Annotated in this window: 17 protein-coding genes; 13 read left to right on the top strand and 4 right to left on the bottom strand. The window is 55.7% G+C overall.

Translation table 11 applies throughout. The features are described 5' to 3' along the window. Positions 1 to 313 precede the first annotated feature (313 nt). On the bottom strand, positions 314 to 529 hold the full coding sequence (locus FE783_RS32110) for a hypothetical protein (protein ID WP_138883489.1): 216 nt from the start codon (positions 527 to 529) through the stop codon (positions 314 to 316). A gap of 172 nt (positions 530 to 701) precedes the next feature. Between FE783_RS32110 and prmA the strand changes: the two genes are divergently transcribed. The 6 genes from prmA (at position 702) to deoC (ending at position 5,816) form a co-directional block, all read left to right on the top strand. Beyond that, positions 702 to 1,718, top strand: a complete 1,017-nt coding sequence (prmA, locus tag FE783_RS32105) for a 50S ribosomal protein L11 methyltransferase (RefSeq protein WP_138883488.1) — start codon at positions 702 to 704, stop codon at positions 1,716 to 1,718. 12 nt (positions 1,719 to 1,730) lie between these two features. Beyond that, complete coding sequence (locus tag FE783_RS32100; protein ID WP_138883487.1) at positions 1,731 to 2,405, top strand: site-2 protease family protein; 675 nt, start codon at positions 1,731 to 1,733, stop codon at positions 2,403 to 2,405. A gap of 79 nt (positions 2,406 to 2,484) precedes the next feature. Beyond that, positions 2,485 to 3,246, top strand: coding sequence for a 16S rRNA (uracil(1498)-N(3))-methyltransferase (locus FE783_RS32095; RefSeq protein WP_138883486.1), 762 nt, complete (start codon positions 2,485 to 2,487; stop codon positions 3,244 to 3,246). 5 nt (positions 3,247 to 3,251) lie between these two features. Further along, positions 3,252 to 4,601, top strand: coding sequence for a tRNA (N(6)-L-threonylcarbamoyladenosine(37)-C(2))-methylthiotransferase MtaB (mtaB, locus tag FE783_RS32090; RefSeq protein ID WP_138883485.1), 1,350 nt, complete (start codon positions 3,252 to 3,254; stop codon positions 4,599 to 4,601). Positions 4,602 to 4,695: 94 nt separating this feature from the next. Then, complete coding sequence (locus FE783_RS32085; RefSeq protein ID WP_138883484.1) at positions 4,696 to 5,127, top strand: NUDIX hydrolase; 432 nt, start codon at positions 4,696 to 4,698, stop codon at positions 5,125 to 5,127. Further along, positions 5,124 to 5,816, top strand: coding sequence for a deoxyribose-phosphate aldolase (gene deoC / locus FE783_RS32080; RefSeq protein ID WP_238403336.1), 693 nt, complete (start codon positions 5,124 to 5,126; stop codon positions 5,814 to 5,816). Before FE783_RS32085 ends, deoC begins: the two co-directional genes overlap by 4 nt. A 36-nt stretch (positions 5,817 to 5,852) precedes the next feature. On the opposite strand, the gene FE783_RS32075 is transcribed toward deoC, so the two are convergent. After that, positions 5,853 to 6,824, bottom strand: a complete 972-nt coding sequence (locus FE783_RS32075) for a Na/Pi cotransporter family protein (protein WP_138883483.1) — start codon at positions 6,822 to 6,824, stop codon at positions 5,853 to 5,855. A gap of 126 nt (positions 6,825 to 6,950) precedes the next feature. Here FE783_RS32075 and FE783_RS32070 point away from each other — a divergent pair, with 126 nt between their 5' ends. From FE783_RS32070 to bshB2, 3 genes are all read left to right on the top strand, one after another. Further along, positions 6,951 to 8,315, top strand: coding sequence for a class I SAM-dependent rRNA methyltransferase (locus FE783_RS32070; protein WP_138883482.1), 1,365 nt, complete (start codon positions 6,951 to 6,953; stop codon positions 8,313 to 8,315). Positions 8,316 to 8,551: 236 nt separating this feature from the next. Further along, on the top strand, positions 8,552 to 8,899 hold the full coding sequence (locus tag FE783_RS32065) for a YojF family protein (RefSeq protein ID WP_138883481.1): 348 nt from the start codon (positions 8,552 to 8,554) through the stop codon (positions 8,897 to 8,899). A gap of 26 nt (positions 8,900 to 8,925) precedes the next feature. After that, complete coding sequence (bshB2, locus tag FE783_RS32060; RefSeq protein ID WP_138883480.1) at positions 8,926 to 9,579, top strand: bacillithiol biosynthesis deacetylase BshB2; 654 nt, start codon at positions 8,926 to 8,928, stop codon at positions 9,577 to 9,579. Positions 9,580 to 9,657: 78 nt separating this feature from the next. Here the strand turns inward: bshB2 and FE783_RS32055 are convergent, their stop codons facing one another. Further along, positions 9,658 to 10,056 carry an HIT family protein gene (locus FE783_RS32055; protein ID WP_138883479.1) on the bottom strand — a complete coding sequence of 133 codons (399 nt, stop codon included), beginning with the start codon at positions 10,054 to 10,056 and terminating at the stop codon, positions 9,658 to 9,660. 200 nt (positions 10,057 to 10,256) lie between these two features. Here FE783_RS32055 and FE783_RS32050 point away from each other — a divergent pair, with 200 nt between their 5' ends. From FE783_RS32050 to FE783_RS32035, 4 genes are all read left to right on the top strand, one after another. Beyond that, a complete protein-coding gene (locus FE783_RS32050; RefSeq protein WP_138883478.1) occupies positions 10,257 to 11,267 on the top strand; it encodes a LacI family DNA-binding transcriptional regulator in 1,011 nt (336 codons plus the stop codon). A gap of 101 nt (positions 11,268 to 11,368) precedes the next feature. Further along, entirely contained in the window at positions 11,369 to 12,424 is a 1,056-nt protein-coding gene (locus tag FE783_RS32045; protein ID WP_138883477.1) for an aldose 1-epimerase family protein, read from the top strand. Between the two features lie 222 nt (positions 12,425 to 12,646). Continuing rightward, a complete protein-coding gene (locus tag FE783_RS32040; protein ID WP_138883476.1) occupies positions 12,647 to 13,093 on the top strand; it encodes a MarR family winged helix-turn-helix transcriptional regulator in 447 nt (148 codons plus the stop codon). Between the two features lie 16 nt (positions 13,094 to 13,109). Further along, entirely contained in the window at positions 13,110 to 14,747 is a 1,638-nt protein-coding gene (locus tag FE783_RS32035) for an MDR family MFS transporter (RefSeq protein ID WP_138883475.1), read from the top strand. 87 nt (positions 14,748 to 14,834) lie between these two features. Here FE783_RS32035 and FE783_RS32030 read toward each other — a convergent pair whose 3' ends face one another. Next, the gene (locus FE783_RS32030; protein WP_158302158.1) at positions 14,835 to 15,299 is read right to left on the bottom strand and encodes a YdeI/OmpD-associated family protein; all 465 of its coding nucleotides are present in this window, start codon (positions 15,297 to 15,299) and stop codon (positions 14,835 to 14,837) included. Positions 15,300 to 15,316: the final 17 nt, after the last annotated feature.

Below are 15,316 nucleotides of genomic sequence, written 5' to 3'. Positions count from 1 at the left end.
AGTTTGCTCGTGCCCGCAGTTTTATCTCTACCCTCCGTAAGCAAGGCCTCCCGGTCCTCACCTCCCTAACCTCCGTTCTTTGTGGTGAATTTCGTTTTGGATGATTATGGAACCTAAGTAGTAACACTCTATTACTCTATTTGGTCACCATATGGGCTATTTTAGCGAATAACGATCCAAATTTTACTATTACCGAACTTAAGTTCAGTAATAGTTACTCCAGGTTCATTGTTCCATCAATTGACGAGAAGTGGAGCCAAATAGCGCAAAGAGGTTCACAAATAAGCAAATTTGGTTCATTGTTACTTTCTTATTACAGCTTCTTCATCTCGAAAAATTCGCACAGCTCCCTCGAATGATAGGCGAGCTCGCTGACCCCGGATTGGGTCACGACCGTCGCGTCGTCGAAGCGGACGATAACGCCCCCCGAATCGATCATATGGTCGTTCTTGAACACCCGGATCGCCACTTCATTATCCAGCGCCTCCTGCATATCTTGATCGGTTATTAACCGGCGGTTGCGGATCATCCATTTCTCTCCTTCCAATCAATACGGATTCGGTACTGTCCATTGTACCAGCCGGGATCGGCTCATGTCGATCATGTCCGCCCGTTTTACTCCCGGCGCAGGAATGTTGTACAATGAAACAGATCGCCGGGAACGAAACAACAGAACGGTTTACATGCATAGGGGGAATACGATGCGTTGGCATGAAATTACGATACATACACGCGAGGAAGTCGCCGAGCTGATCGCGAACGCCTTTCACGAGATGGGTGCGGGCGGGGTTACGATCGAGGAGTCGGGAACGCTCAATAAAGAACGCGATACGTCGTTCGGCCAATTGTACGATACGCCGCTTAACGATATTCCGGAAGGCGAAGCGGTCGTGCAAGCTTATTTCGCCGACCCGGAGGACGTCGAGGCGCTTATTGCGCAGCTGGAGGAGCATGTCCGTTTCGTACGCGACGAGCTCGAGTACGACGTCGGCAAGGCGGCTATTAAATCTCGCGAAGTGAACGAAGAGGATTGGGCGCATTCCTGGAAGCAGTACTACAAGCCGATGCGCATATCCGACCGTCTGACGATCAAGCCTACTTGGGAGCAATACGAGCCGGAGACCGCTGACGAGATCATATTGGAGCTCGATCCGGGCATGGCGTTCGGCACCGGTACGCATCCGACTACATCGCTTTGCCTGCAAACGCTGGAGAAAGCGATCGAACCGGGAACGGACGTCATCGACGTGGGAACCGGCTCGGGGGTGCTGGCGATTGCCGCCGCGAAGCTCGGCGCGCGCCGCGTGCTGGCGCTCGATCTGGACCCGGTCGCGGTGGAAAGCGCAGGCGAGAATGTGCAATTGAACGGCGTGGAGGGTACAGTCGCCGTCATGCAGAGCGACTTGCTTGGCGTATTGCGCAGCGCGGGGCTCGTACCGGGAGGGAGCGACGGCGGCGAGGCCGCTCAAGCCGATGCCGGGCAGCTTGGCGTGAAGCTGCCGGTCAAGCTCGTTGTGGCGAACATTTTGGCCGAGATTATACTCTTGTTTATCCGGGACGTCTACGAGGTGCTGGAATCGGGAGGTACGTATATTACATCGGGCATTTACAAGAACAAAGCGGACGACGTCGAGAAAGGGCTGATTGAGGCCGGATTCGTCATTGAGCGCAAAGAGCGGGACCAGGATTGGATCGCATTCGTTGCGAAGAAGCCGTAGGAGGGATTCCCGATGGACGGATTGAACAGCTTTCTGAGATACCCGCTTGAAGAATTGCCGTTTATATTTATCGTTCTCGTACTCGCCTTTACGGTGCACGAATTCGCGCACGCATATGCCGCCTACAAGTTCGGCGATCCGACGGCCAAGCAGATGGGCCGGGTGACTTTGAACCCGCGGGCGCATCTGGACGTGCTCGGCACGATTCTCATCTTCATCGCCGGCTTCGGATGGGCGAAGCCGGTTCCCGTCAACCGGGGCAGGTTCAAATACCCGAGACTCATGGGGATCGTCGTATCGGCGGTCGGTCCGCTCAGCAACCTGCTGCTCGCGTTTATCGGCGTGCTGATCGTTCATATTATTATGGCCGCCGGACTGCTCGACGGAGCGTCCAAAGGCGTCGGCGATGCCGTAGAAGTATTTCTTACGAGGCTTGTGGAGCTCAATCTGGTCTTGTTCATCTTTAATTTGATTCCGCTGCCGCCGCTCGACGGATACCGGATTATCGAGGATTTGGCCCCGGCGCATATCCGGATGAGAATGGCGCAAAATGAACAATGGGGAATTTTTGTATTCCTGCTCCTCATCTTCGTTCCGCCGCTTTCGAGGGTGACGATCCAGCCGTTGTTTGCGATCGGAAACGATATATTGAGCGGCATGAGCCGGTTTATATCCATTTTCATCTAACATACGCTATCAGTAGAAATTCGCCGGGAAACGTTGTATGATGGAAGTTGGTTTTAATCAAGGCAGTAAGAGGGGTACCATGCAGCGATACTTTATACCGCCCGGGCAGCTGACCGCATCGGAAGCGGTCGTGACCGGGGACGACGCTCATCATATCGCGAACGTCATGCGCGCGCGCATCGGCGATTCGATCATAGTAAGCGACGGCGCAAGCAGAGAAGTGCGGGCGACGATCGCCGAGCTCGGCAAAGGCCGCATCGTGGCCGCCGTGGCCGAGGAGCTTCCCATGACGGCGGAGCCGGGCATGCGCGTAACGATCGCCCAAAGCTTGCCGAAAGGCGACAAAATGGAGACGATCATCCAGAAAGGAACGGAAATCGGCGCGGTCCGATTCATTCCGTTCCTGTCGGAGCGGACGGTCGTCCAGTACGACGCCAAGAAAGAGACGAAACGGCTGGAGCGCTGGCATAAAATCGCCAAGGAAGCGGCAGAGCAGGCGCACCGTAACCGGGTCCCGGAGGTCGAGCCTCCGCAGACGTGGAAGCAACTGCTGCAGTCGGTCCGGGAGGCCGATGCGGCGTTCTTTTGTTACGAGAAGGAAGCCGGCACGATGCTGAAGCGGAAGCTTCGGAGCGCGATCGAGGCGCGGGGCGGAGCGAATGGAATGAACGTCCTGCTGATCGTCGGTCCGGAAGGCGGATTTTCCGAGAGAGAGGCGCAGGAGGCGGAAGCGGCCGGATGCGTGCCGGTGCTGCTCGGGGCGCGAATATTGCGCACGGAAACGGCCGGCTTGGTCGGACTGACGTGTCTTTTATATGAAGCGGGAGAGATGGGAGGTTGACCCTTATGTCTACAGTCGCGTTTTACACGCTTGGCTGCAAAGTAAACTTTTACGATACGGAAGCGATCTGGCAGCTGTTCAAAAACGAAGGGTACGAGCAGGTCGATTTCGAACAGACGGCCGACGTTTACGTCATCAATACATGTACCGTTACGAACACGGGCGATAAGAAGAGCAGACAAATCATCCGGCGTGCCGTACGCCGCAATCCGGATGCGATCGTGGCCGTCACGGGCTGCTACGCCCAGACATCCCCGGCCGAGATTATGGCGATCCCGGGAGTCGACCTGGTCATCGGCACGCAAAGCCGCGACCAAATTATTCCGCTCGTGAAGCAGTTCCAGGAACAGCGCCAGCCGATCAATGCGGTTCGGAACATTATGAAAACGCGCGAGTTCGAAGAGCTGGATGTGCCCGATTTCGCCGACCGTACGCGGGCTTTCCTGAAAATCCAGGAAGGCTGCAACAACTTCTGTACGTTCTGCATCATTCCGTGGTCACGCGGGCTCATGCGCAGCCGTCAGGCGGACAGCGTGCTGAAGCAGGCGCACATGCTGGTCGAGGCGGGCTACAAGGAAATCGTCCTGACCGGCATCCATACCGGCGGGTACGGAGAAGATTTCCAAAATTACGACTTGGCCGATCTGCTCCGCGATCTGGACAAAGTGGACGGCTTGCAGCGAATCCGCATCAGCTCGATCGAGGCTAGCCAAATTACCGACAAAGTAATCGATGTGCTTAACCATTCGGATAAAATGTGCCGCCATCTGCACGTTCCGCTGCAAGCGGGCGACGATGCGGTGCTTGCGCGCATGCGCCGCAAATATACGACCGCCGAATTCGGCGGCAAAATCGAGAAGCTGCACCGCGCGCTGCCGGGTGTGGCGATCACGACCGATGTCATTGTCGGCTTCCCGGGCGAGACGGAAGAGATGTTCCGGAACGGTTATCGGTTCATGGAGCAGATGCAGTTTGCGGAAATGCACGTTTTCCCGTATTCCAAACGTACCGGCACACCGGCCGCCCGCATGGAGGATCAGGTGGACGAGGAAATCAAGAACGAACGCGTGCACGAGCTGATCGACTTGTCCGAACGGATGCAGCTTGCGTATGCGCAAAAATTCGTCGGCGAAGTGCTCGAGGTCATTCCAGAGCGTACCTACAAAGGGGCGCCGGACAGCGGGCTGCTGATGGGCTATTCCGATAATTACGTCAACCTCGTTTTTCCGGGTACGGAGGACATGCTCGGTCAAATTTGCCGTGTGAAGCTGACCGAAGCGGGCGTGAACGAAAGCAAGGGAGAGTTTGTCCGCGTAATGGAGCCGGTCCGGCGCAAGGCGGCTGTCAACAGCTGAATGATGACGCAGGTGCAACCCAAGGATTTCGTAATCCGGCAATATCGGAATGCGGAATCCTTCTTGTATAAGTATTGGGGAAGAGGTGGTCCGAATGAAGGAAATATCGGCCGGCGGAGTCGTTTACCGCGTGCGGGAGAGCAAGAAGGAAGTGCAGCTGATCCAGGACCGTTACGGCAAAATGACTTTGCCGAAAGGCAAAATGGAGCAAGGCGAAACGGTCGAGCAGACGGCTCTCAGAGAAATCCGCGAAGAAACGGGCATCGTTGGCAGTATCGTCGTTGCGCTGGAGAAGATCGAATATCAGTATACGCATCCCGAGCATGGAACCGTCGACAAAGAGGTGCACTATTATTTGGTCGAGGCGACCGGCGGCGATCTGCAAGCCCAGATCGAGGAAATACGCGGCGTAGAATGGTTCGACCCTCATGAAGCGTGGAAGCAGCAGAAGGAGTCCGGCTACGCAAACAACGATTCCGTATTGAAAAAAGCGCTTGAAGCGCTGCGGATCGAGGTGGAGGCATGAGCGCATCGTCCGGATTCGCCATGAATACATTGCCGTCTTACATCGACCATACGCTGTTAAAGGCGGATGCGACACCCGAGGCGATACTCAAGCTGTGCGACGAAGCGCGCCGGTACGGCTTCTACAGCGTGTGCGTTAACAGCGGATGGGTTCCTTTGTGCATTCGCGCCTTGGAGGGAAGCGGCGTCCGCGTCAGTGCGGTTGTCGGGTTCCCGCTGGGGGCATGTCTAAGCGAGGTGAAAGCGTTCGAGGCGGCGAAAGCGGCGGAGTGCGGCGCGAGCGATATTGATATGGTATTGCAGGTCGGCGCGCTGCTCGCGGGCGACGAATCGCGGGTGCGGGAAGATATACGGGCCGTCGTGGAAGCGGTCAAGGGAAAAGCGATCGTGAAAGTCATTCTCGAAACCGGCTGCTTGAATGAGGAACAGAAAAGGACGGCTTGCAGGCTGGCCGAAGAGGCGGGGGCGCATTTCGTCAAAACGTCGACCGGCTTCGGACCCGGAGGCGCGACCGTAGAAGACGTCAAGCTGATGCGGGCGGCGGTCTCGCCGAACGTTCAGGTGAAAGCGTCCGGCGGAGTCCGCGATCTCGCGGCCGCTCTCGCGATGATCGAAGCGGGTGCGACGCGGCTAGGAACGAGCTCGGGAGTGGCAATCGTGAGCGGTGTCGGCGGATCGGCCGGCTACTGAGCGATCGGACGGTTCCCCTTCTCCTTCGACGAATGCCTACAGCTTCGTTCCCATCCTTCTTAATGCCGGCAAATAGCAGACAGGCAACGCTATAAGCGAGCAGACGATATTGAATATCGTTTGGGCATGCGCGATCTGTCCGGAAGGATTGGCCGCAAGAAGCGCCGACGACTCGTGAAGCAGGGGCAGCAGCGGCAGAAACAGTAGCGCCCCTCCGACGTTGAGCGCGATGTGCGACCAGGCGACGAATTGGCCGTTCCTGCTGCCGCCGATCGCGGCAAGCAGAGCGGTCGCGCACGTACCGACATTTGCGCCCAGCACGATGGCGATGCCGAGCTCGACAGGGATGGCGTCGACGGCGGCCAAACCCATCGTCATGGCGATCGTCGCGGCGCTGCTGTGGATGATGGCGGTTAGTACGGCTCCGGCAATAACGCCCCATAGTATGCTGCGCTGCGCCTGCTCGACGAACCAGCCGAACAGTCCGCGGGATTGCAGCGCCGGAACGATCGTCTGCATCACCTCGACGCCGAGCATGACGCAGGCGAAGCCGCTTACGGCAAGCGACAGCGACCGCAGATGGTGAAGCGCGCGATGGAGCCGGTAGCTGCGCACGGCGACGGACCAGGGAAGCAAGGTGCCTAGCCAGACAGAACCGGAAACGAGCAGCAGCGGAAAAGCCAGCTTGGTCAAATTCAGGCCGATCAGCTCGGTCGTGATGCACGTCCCGACGTTCGAGCCGAGGATGATGCCGAGCGTCTTCGGAAAAGTCATAATGCCGGCGTTGACAAGGCCGATCGTGATGACCGTAATTGCACTGCTGCTCTGCAGGGCGGCGGTAACGCCGGTGCCGATCAGCATCCCGCGAAGCGGCGTGCGCGTGAACCGTTCGACCAGGCCGGTCAAATAAGAGCCGGCCCACTGGTGCAGCGCCAGCTCCATCACTTTCATGCCGGTCAGAAAGACGCCGAGCCCGACCAGCAATGGCAATACGATGTGGGTAACCATGGGGTCTCCTTTTCGTAATCATGATTCTTATGTAACATCTTATGTGTAGGGCTAGACGAGCATGACAAGCCGCCGACGGGAAACAGTCAGCTCGGCACGAAATTGGACGATGGAGGAAGCACGACTATGGCATCCGTCATATTGGACCGCAAACGGAAGAAGCGGTTGGAGCAAGGACATCCGTGGATTTATGCAAACGAAATCGCAAGCGTAGATGGAGAATGCGAGCCGGGGGATCTGGTCTCGGTGTTAAGCCATACGGGGCAGTTTTTGGCGTGCGGGTATATGAATCCGAAATCGCAAATCGCCGTCCGGATCGTATCGTATTCGCCTTTGGAACATATGGACCGGGACTTTTTCGCCGACAAGTTCCGTCAAGCGATCCAGCTTCGGAGCCGCTTCGTCGGCGAGGCGACGGGTTACCGTCTGATCTACGGGGAAGCCGACTTTCTGCCCGGCCTTGTCGTAGACCGTTTTGCCGACGTACTTGTCGTTCAAGTGCTCTCTCTCGGCATGGAGCGGCGAAAGAGCATCATCGTGGATACGCTCGCGGAGCTGCTGCAGCCGCGAGGCATTTACGAACGAAGCGACGTGCCGGTACGCGAGCTCGAAGGGCTGGAGCAGACGAAAGGAACGCTGTACGGCGAATGTCCGCGCTTCGTGGAAATTATCGAGAACGGTCTGAGGATCGAGGTGGATATCGAGCAGGGGCAGAAGACAGGGTATTTCTTCGACCAACGTGAAAACCGCGAGGCCATCGGCAAGCTGATGAACGGGTGGGGGGCGCGCAGCGGGATTCGTCTCGTGGTGGACGAAAGCTCCGGAAGGCCGGTTCCCGTCAACGCGAACGGCAAGGAAGTAACGTTTCCTTACTGGGACGGAGCTTCCGTACTAGAATGCTTCTCGCACACCGGAAGCTTCACGCTGAATGCATGCCGGCTCGGAGCGAAGAAAGTGACTTGTCTCGATATATCCGAGCATGCAATCGATAGCGCGAGACGGAACGTGGAGCTGAACGGCTTCGGCGACCGGGTCGAATTTGTAGTAGCCGATGCCTTCGATTATTTGCGCGCGCACGTGAAGGGCCTCGATGAACGAAAAATGAGGGCCCAAGCAGGGCAATCCGGAGGCAAAGTGGACACCTCCAAGCCGGTAGGGGCGGAGGGCCGCACTTGGGACGTCGTCATCCTCGATCCGCCTGCGTTCGCCAAGACGAAGAGCGCTGTCGACGGCGCTCTGAGAGGATACAAAGATATTAATCTGCACGCGATGAAGCTCGTTAACGAAGGCGGTTTTCTCGTTACGGCGAGCTGCTCCTACCACGTCAGGTCCGAAGCTTTTCTCGAGACGATTCTGGCGGCTGCCGCGGATGCCCGCAAAGTATTGCGTCTGATCGAGTTCCGGGGCGCGGGCAAGGATCATCCGCATATTCTCGGCGTGGATGAAGGAGATTACTTGAAGTTCGCCATCTTCGAGGTGCGTTCCAGGTAATGATTCTTCATGAGACTATCGATTAACTGAGGGATATGGAGTGGAAAGTGAAAAGGATACCTTCTGGCAAGTTTTGGCTTTAAACCTCCAACCGCTAAATCTTTGATATTCAAGGAGTTTAAAACAAGCTGTCTGAGCAAAGAAGGTATCTTTTCACTTGGAACGGCGCGCGTTCACTTCAATAACCAGTTAATCGATAGGCTCCATCACAGTTTTACTTCAGGGGAGGAGACGGCATGAAGCCGATTGACCCGCAAGCCGTACAGCGCATACTGGATAAGCTGAAAAACGAAAGCTTATATCTTCATCTCGAAATGACGACAGGCGCCTACGCCTCTCATTTTGACAGCACGAAGTTTACCGCATCCACTTTTTTGAAAAACGGTCTCGTCCGGTTTACCGAAGGATCGATTGCCGGGAGCGGCCCGGCGTACCGCATCGGCTTGAAGACGGATACGGGCTGGGTATATTCGGAAGGCTTGACACATTGGGAAAGCGACGGGAACGATACGCTGCTGACGGCGGGATACGACAGCGAAGGAAAGCTCGTCGTCGGACTGCAGCTGGGCAAGAAAACGTTCTGACCATTACGGGAAAGTAGGGGAAAGCGATGGAACGTCAGCGGCACATATTGGTGGTGCTCCCGCATCCCGATGACGAAACCGGCATTTCGGGAACGATTGCGAAGCACATTCGGCAAGGGACTCCCGTAACTTACGTATGTTTGACTTTGGGTGAAATGGGGCGGAATATGGGGGTTCCGCCATTTGCGAACCGGGTCACTCTTCCCGCGATCCGCAAGCGCGAGCTGGAGGAGTCGTGCCGAGCGATCGGCATACAAGATTTGCGGATGTGGGGCTTGCACGATAAAACCGTCGAGTTTGAAAACCGGGATGCTTTGATTGGCCGTATCGATGCAATCATTGCGGAATTGAACCCATCTCTGATACTTACCTTTTACCCCGGATACAGCGTACATCCGGACCATGATGCCACTGGGGCGGCCGTGATCGCCGCGGTACAGAAATTGCCGGAGGCGGCAAGACCGGACGTTCATTGCGTCGCTTTCGCCAAAGGGCACGAGGAAGCGCTTGGCGCGCCAACGGTCTTTAACGATGTGACGGAGCTGCTCGATCTGAAGCTGAGCTCCCTCAAGGCGCATCAATCCCAGTTTCATCATATGTCGGGCATATTGTCGCTCGAGGACGAGAAACTCCGCAGCAGATGGGGGCTGGAGCGCTTCTGGAAATACCAATTTGATTAAGGCTTTCTTGGATGTGCGAAAAGATCAATCCCCGTTCGATCGGAAGATTCCGAACCGGACGGGGATTATTCGTGTTCGTTACCATTGCTGCACGGTATCGCTCCCGCGCCGGTTGGACTCCTGCTTCAGATGATGGCGGATGCCTCGGCCCGCCATAGGCTCGTCGCGGAATCTCGGAATGACATGAAGATGGACGTGCGGAACCGTCTGTCCTCCGACCGGGCTGCAGTTCCAGCCGACGTTGTAACCGTCTGGAGCCGAGTCCCGGTCGATCATTTGTTTGGCCTGCCGCAGCAGCCGGTACGTATCGGCCCATTCTTCTTCGGTCATATCGAATACGGTAGCCCTATGCGCCTTCGTCACGATCATGTACGAGCCGTTCAGCACTTTATCCGGGTTGCGGATCAGAGCGCAATGCTCGTTATGCGCCGTCGCCTCGTACCGGACAGCATCCCAGCAAAACGGACAATGTTCCATCTTCCACCTCCTTTTTAGAGATTATTTTTTCGGGGTCCCCGCAAAGTACTTGGAATAAGCTTCAAAGCAAGGCTTCACTTTGTGGGGTTAGTTAACTCATTGTATCGAATATATGAAAATATGTCCTGCATTTCGGCAACAAATGATATAATAGATTCAAAAAACGACATGACAAGGAGTCGGCTGGGAGCGTACGAGTGATGAAAACAACCATTTATGACATCGCAAAAGCGGCGGGCGTATCGATCGCGACCGTCTCCAAAGTCATCAACGGCACAGGGCGCATCAGCACCGAGACGCGCGAACGCGTAAACGAAATTATGCAGGAGCTCGATTATCAGCCGAGCGTAGTCGCTTCCGCGCTGACGGGCAAAAGCACGTTCACGATCGGCCTGCTCATCCCGGATTTGGCGAACCCGCTTTATGCGGAAATCGCGCGGAGCGTGGAAGATCGGGGCCGGGAGCTAGGCTTCAACCTCGTCATGTGCAGCACCGACAACAATCCGCGGAGGGAAGGGGACTACATTACCTTTCTGAAGCAGAAACAAGTAGACGGCATCATCATCTCTACCGGGGTCAGCAATGAAGTGGGACTGAAAAATTTGGTCAAGCAAAAAATACCGGTAGCTCTCGTAACGCGCGATATCCCTTCGCTTTCGGCGGATAGCGTCAAGGTAGACGATTTTCTCGGCGGCTATCAGGCTGCTGCTCATTTGATCGGCTTGGGGCATAGACATATCGCGGTCATTACCGAGGATTTGAATTTGAACAGCAGCAAGGAGCGTGTCAGAGGGTACCGGTACGCGCTCGAGGAAGCGGGAATCGACGTAGATACGCAATTTTGCGTAGAGAGCGTATCGTCGGTGGAGGAGGGCAAGCGGCATGCGCTCGACATGCTGCGTTCGGACAATTCCCCGACCGCCATATTCGCTAGCAACGATTTACTTGCAATCGGCGCCGTTCAGGCGGCCAAGGAGCTGCGATTGACGATACCATGGGATTTGTCGGTTATCGGGTTCGACAACACGTTGTTGGCCGGAATCGTCGATCCGCCGCTTACGACGGTTGCCCAGCCTATCGCCCAAATGGGGCGGCAAGTGATGGATTTGATCATTCAGGAAGTTCGCGGTCAAAAACAAACGAAGCAACGAATCGTCTTGATGCCGGAGCTGATCGTTCGTCAATCGACTACGTTTCCCCGCAAAGTGTGACCGAATGCAATCCGTGCCGTGTATCCCGCAATTGCAGGCTGCCCGTCGGGCGGCTTCTTTTGCATGCGAGCAACTATGGATAAAGAAGTGGAGGCGTCGCTGTGCTGCTATACGGAAAACAATGGACTCGCCGAGAGTTGGAAGCGAGAGCGGGGAATATCGGACAACTGGGCGGAATTCGCAGATGGAGACTTGTCGAGGGCAAGGAAGCGGGAGTCGATGTCATCCAGATTCGAACGGGGGCCGGTCTTGAATTCGAGGTAACGCCTGAGAAAGGGCTCGACATTTCGCTCGCGGAGCTGTTCGGAGCGTCCGTCTCGTGGCAATCTCCGAGCGGCAACGTTCATCCTATGCACTATGAGCCGGAAGGAGTCGGCTGGCTGCGTACCGCATCGGGCGGTCTGCTTATGACATGCGGTTTGTCGCACGCGGGCTCCCCGAGCGATGACGAGACGGGGAGCTACGGCCTGCATGGCCGCGCGCACCATACGCCTGCAAGACAGGTGACGGCCGTTGAACAATGGAAAGGCGATGAGCTTGAGCTTCGCGTATCCGGCATCGTGGAAGAAACGTCGATCGCCGGCTCCAAGCTGAGGCTTGTCCGCGAGATTATTTCCGTAATGGGACAAAATCGCATCACGATCCGCGACCGGGTCGAAAATTTCGGGTTTCGACCGGCGCCGCACCTGATGCTTTACCATTTCAATTTCGGTTTTCCGCTGCTCGGTGAACAAACGACGGTAACGTTGCCCCAAGCGTTGTTGGACGCACGCGACCCGGGTACTCCGACCGACAGCTGCGGTAGATGGCAAGCTCCGGATGCGAACATCGTAGAGCAAGTGTTTTACCATAGATTGCTTATGGAGAAGCTCGCAGAACCGGGAGTAGCGGAGGCGCGGATTCACAATCCATGCTTTCCGATGGGCGGAGTATCGAGACCGTTGACGGTTAAACTGAGATGGTCGGCGGATACGTTGCCGCTTCTCGTACAGTGGCGCATGCCGGGTGCCGGCGAGCACGTTCTCGGCTTGGAGCCGTCCAACTGCATAGTAGGGGGTAGAGAGGCCGTCATGCGAGACAATGGAAGCTTGCCTGCCCTTCAGCCCGGCGGGTCGATCGAGTATAAGCTGGAGTTGATAATGGAAGCGGAAGGGTAACGCTTTTCTTTGGTCATGCAATCGATACATACGAAATAGCGAGTATGGTTAATCTAATAGCAACATTTCTGGGCACATTCGGCGGAATGGGCCTGTTTTTCGTTTTTTTACCAGATTGGGCGTCGTTGACTGGGACAATCCGGATGTTGTAAGCTAACATTTAGTTTAGTGCTAAAAGATTTATTGCTAAACTATTTAGAGCTAAAGCAAGGGGGGTGCCTAATGCCCGAAATAAACAGCCAGCTTCTGGAGCTTAGCGGCATGTTCAGAAACCTGGTGCGGAAAATGACTCACGAGTGGAAACGGCGGATGGGCGACAGCTTCTCGATGACGCAATTTCGTACGCTATACGTGTTGTACTCGCGCGGACCGCAAAAGGCGGCGGATATGGCCGATATTTTGTGCGTGACGTCCGGAGCGATTACCGGCTTGGCCGATAAATTAATCATGAAGCAGTTAGTCGAGAGACAAAGGAGCGAGGACGACCGGAGAGTCGTATATCTCCGCATTACGGACCAAGGCAAGGAAATGCTCGATGGAATGCTCGAGAAACAGAAAGAGACGATTTCGTTGTTTTTCGAAGGATTGCCGAAGGAAGACATCGAGCATCTTAGACGTATTTTCGAACTTTTACTAATGCGTATCGAGCAGCTGGAACAAGAAGAATAGAGAAGGAGCAGAGAACTTGGAGCATTTATCACATAAGCGAAAAATGACGATTATGGTTGCGATTATCGCCGCGATGTTCTTCGCCGCGATCAACCAAACGATCGTAAGCACGGCCATGCCCCGGATTATCGCCATTCTGGGGGGGATGGATTATTACACTTGGGTTATTACGATCTACATGCTGACCTCGACGATATCGACCGTTCTCGTAGGAAAGCTGTCGGACATTTACGGACGCAAGCCGTTCATGCTCGCGGGTATCGTATTTTTCATCGTCGGCGCCTTTTTGACCGGATTATCGAATGATATCTTTCAATTGATTACGTACCGGGGCGTTCAAGGTATCGGCGCCGGCATCATTATGGCTTCCGCTTTTACCGCCGTGGGTGATTTGTTCTCGCCCCGCGAACGGGGCAAATGGACCGGCGTCATGATGGCCGTATTCGGCTTCTCCAGCGTAATCGGTCCTACGCTCGGCGGCTGGATTGTAGATCATATGGATTGGGAATGGGTATTCTGGATTTTCCTTCCGGTAGGCGTCGTCGCGTTTTTCCTGATTATGGCGCTGTTTCCGAAAGTGGATAAGAAGAAGTCGGAATCGATCGACTATATGGGTTCGTTGTTCCTCACCTTGACGATTGTTCCGCTGCTTATCGGCTTCTCGTGGGCGGGCACGAAGTATGCTTGGGGATCATCGCAAATTATCGGCTTGTTTGCCGCGGCTCTTGTCGCCCTGCTCATCTTTGTGCTCGTGGAGATGAAGGTGAAAAGTCCGGTGCTTCCGTTGTCTTTATTCCGGAACAGCATCGTCACGCTCTCGAATTTGACCGGGTTTTTGATGAACGCGGGGATGATGGGCGCGTTGATTTATTTGCCGTTTTTCGTGCAGGGGGTTGAGGGGGTCTCGCCGACCTACTCCGGCTATGTCACGATGCCGATGTCGATCAGCATGGTCATTATCAGCTCCTTCACGGGAAGATGGATAACGAAGACGGGAAAATATAAGCGCTATGCGCTGATCGGCATGCCGGTCATGATCGCGGGCATGATCATGATGGCTTTCATGAACAGCATTTGGCTGGCCGTGCTCAGCATGATCGTATTCGGCTTCGGTCTCGGTCTCGGTATGCCCGTCTTCTCGCTTACGGTGCAAAATGCCGTCAGACCGGATCAGCTCGGCGTGGCGACCGCGTCCTCGCAGCTGTTCCGCAATATGGGCGGAACGATCGGGATCGCCGTGATGGGAACGATTATGGCGACGAGTCTGAAAAATAGTCTGAAATCGGCGGCCGAATCCGGAGCCGGAGTCGATCTTACGAAGCTGGACCCGAAGGTGGCCGAACAGCTCGCGGCTTTCCATAACCCGGAAATGCTGCTGGATCAGCCGAGATTGGAACAGCTCCGGCAGACGCTGCCCGAGCAAGTGCAGCCGATCTTCGAGAAGATGATCGATATGCTGCGTGATGCTCTCAGCACCTCGCTCACCACCGTATTTTTGTCCGGCGCGGCTTTGCTCGTAGTGGCATTGGTGCTCGTCCTCTTCTTGAAGGAGATCCCGCTGCGCACGTCCAACCGGATGCCGGAACAAGCCGGAGATCCGGCGAAGAGCGGAAAGGAAGCGGAGCTTTCCGGTACGGTAGCGAAGCAAGTTTGATCGTATGCAGATTGAGGAGCCGTCGAGCCTATGGACGGCTCTTTTTCTTTTTTACGACCGGCCATCTGCTGCACAGGACTGCGACGTTTACTTCGCCTTTTTGCCATTGGCCAGCATATCGACCGCCTGCCCGATCCGCCTCGCGCGGGTTTCTTCTTTTTTGGCCGATAGGATCCATTCCACGTATTCCTTGCGGTGAGAGTACGACAGCTTCTCGAAAAATGCGGACGCATCCTCGTTTGCGCCGAGCGCCTCTTGAAAAGCTTCCGGAACGTCTACGGTTCTCTCGTCGTAATCCGGCTCAATCTCGATGCGAACGGCATCTCCCGCCGTCACTCCGGCTTCGTCCCGCACCGATTGCTTTACTACCATGTAATGGGTACCGTCTCCGTTCGGCATGAGAGAAGCGCGGATCGGTACGTCGTTGACGGTGCCTTTTACTTTCAATTGCCCCCGCGCGCCGTACGTCGCGGCAACGTCAAACGGGATTTGCACGAATGTCCAAGTTCCGGTTCCTGCCGGACGGACGAGGGAAGCTTCGAATTGCGGCATAAGTTTGCTCCTTTCGG

This window comes from Paenibacillus mesophilus (assembly GCF_005938385.1).
Lineage (GTDB): Bacteria > Bacillota > Bacilli > Paenibacillales > NBRC-103111 > Paenibacillus_AB > Paenibacillus_AB mesophilus.
The sequence above is the reverse complement of the archived record's forward strand: the minus strand, read 5'-3'. Positions and strand labels throughout refer to the sequence as shown.

Bases quoted from the DNA above. Each gene is read 5' to 3' on its own strand.
- FE783_RS32110 (WP_138883489.1), bottom strand. From the start codon at position 529: ATGATCCGCAACCGCCGGTTAATAACCGATCAAGATATGCAGGAGGCG.
- prmA (WP_138883488.1), top strand. From the start codon at position 702: ATGCGTTGGCATGAAATTACGATACATACACGCGAGGAAGTCGCCGAG.
- FE783_RS32100 (WP_138883487.1), top strand. From the start codon at position 1,731: ATGGACGGATTGAACAGCTTTCTGAGATACCCGCTTGAAGAATTGCCG.
- FE783_RS32095 (WP_138883486.1), top strand. From the start codon at position 2,485: ATGCAGCGATACTTTATACCGCCCGGGCAGCTGACCGCATCGGAAGCG.
- mtaB (WP_138883485.1), top strand. From the start codon at position 3,252: ATGTCTACAGTCGCGTTTTACACGCTTGGCTGCAAAGTAAACTTTTAC.
- FE783_RS32085 (WP_138883484.1), top strand. From the start codon at position 4,696: ATGAAGGAAATATCGGCCGGCGGAGTCGTTTACCGCGTGCGGGAGAGC.
- deoC (WP_238403336.1), top strand. From the start codon at position 5,124: ATGAGCGCATCGTCCGGATTCGCCATGAATACATTGCCGTCTTACATC.
- FE783_RS32075 (WP_138883483.1), bottom strand. From the start codon at position 6,824: ATGGTTACCCACATCGTATTGCCATTGCTGGTCGGGCTCGGCGTCTTT.
- FE783_RS32070 (WP_138883482.1), top strand. From the start codon at position 6,951: ATGGCATCCGTCATATTGGACCGCAAACGGAAGAAGCGGTTGGAGCAA.
- FE783_RS32065 (WP_138883481.1), top strand. From the start codon at position 8,552: ATGAAGCCGATTGACCCGCAAGCCGTACAGCGCATACTGGATAAGCTG.
- bshB2 (WP_138883480.1), top strand. From the start codon at position 8,926: ATGGAACGTCAGCGGCACATATTGGTGGTGCTCCCGCATCCCGATGAC.
- FE783_RS32055 (WP_138883479.1), bottom strand. From the start codon at position 10,056: ATGGAACATTGTCCGTTTTGCTGGGATGCTGTCCGGTACGAGGCGACG.
- FE783_RS32050 (WP_138883478.1), top strand. From the start codon at position 10,257: ATGAAAACAACCATTTATGACATCGCAAAAGCGGCGGGCGTATCGATC.
- FE783_RS32040 (WP_138883476.1), top strand. From the start codon at position 12,647: ATGCCCGAAATAAACAGCCAGCTTCTGGAGCTTAGCGGCATGTTCAGA.
- FE783_RS32030 (WP_158302158.1), bottom strand. From the start codon at position 15,299: ATGCCGCAATTCGAAGCTTCCCTCGTCCGTCCGGCAGGAACCGGAACT.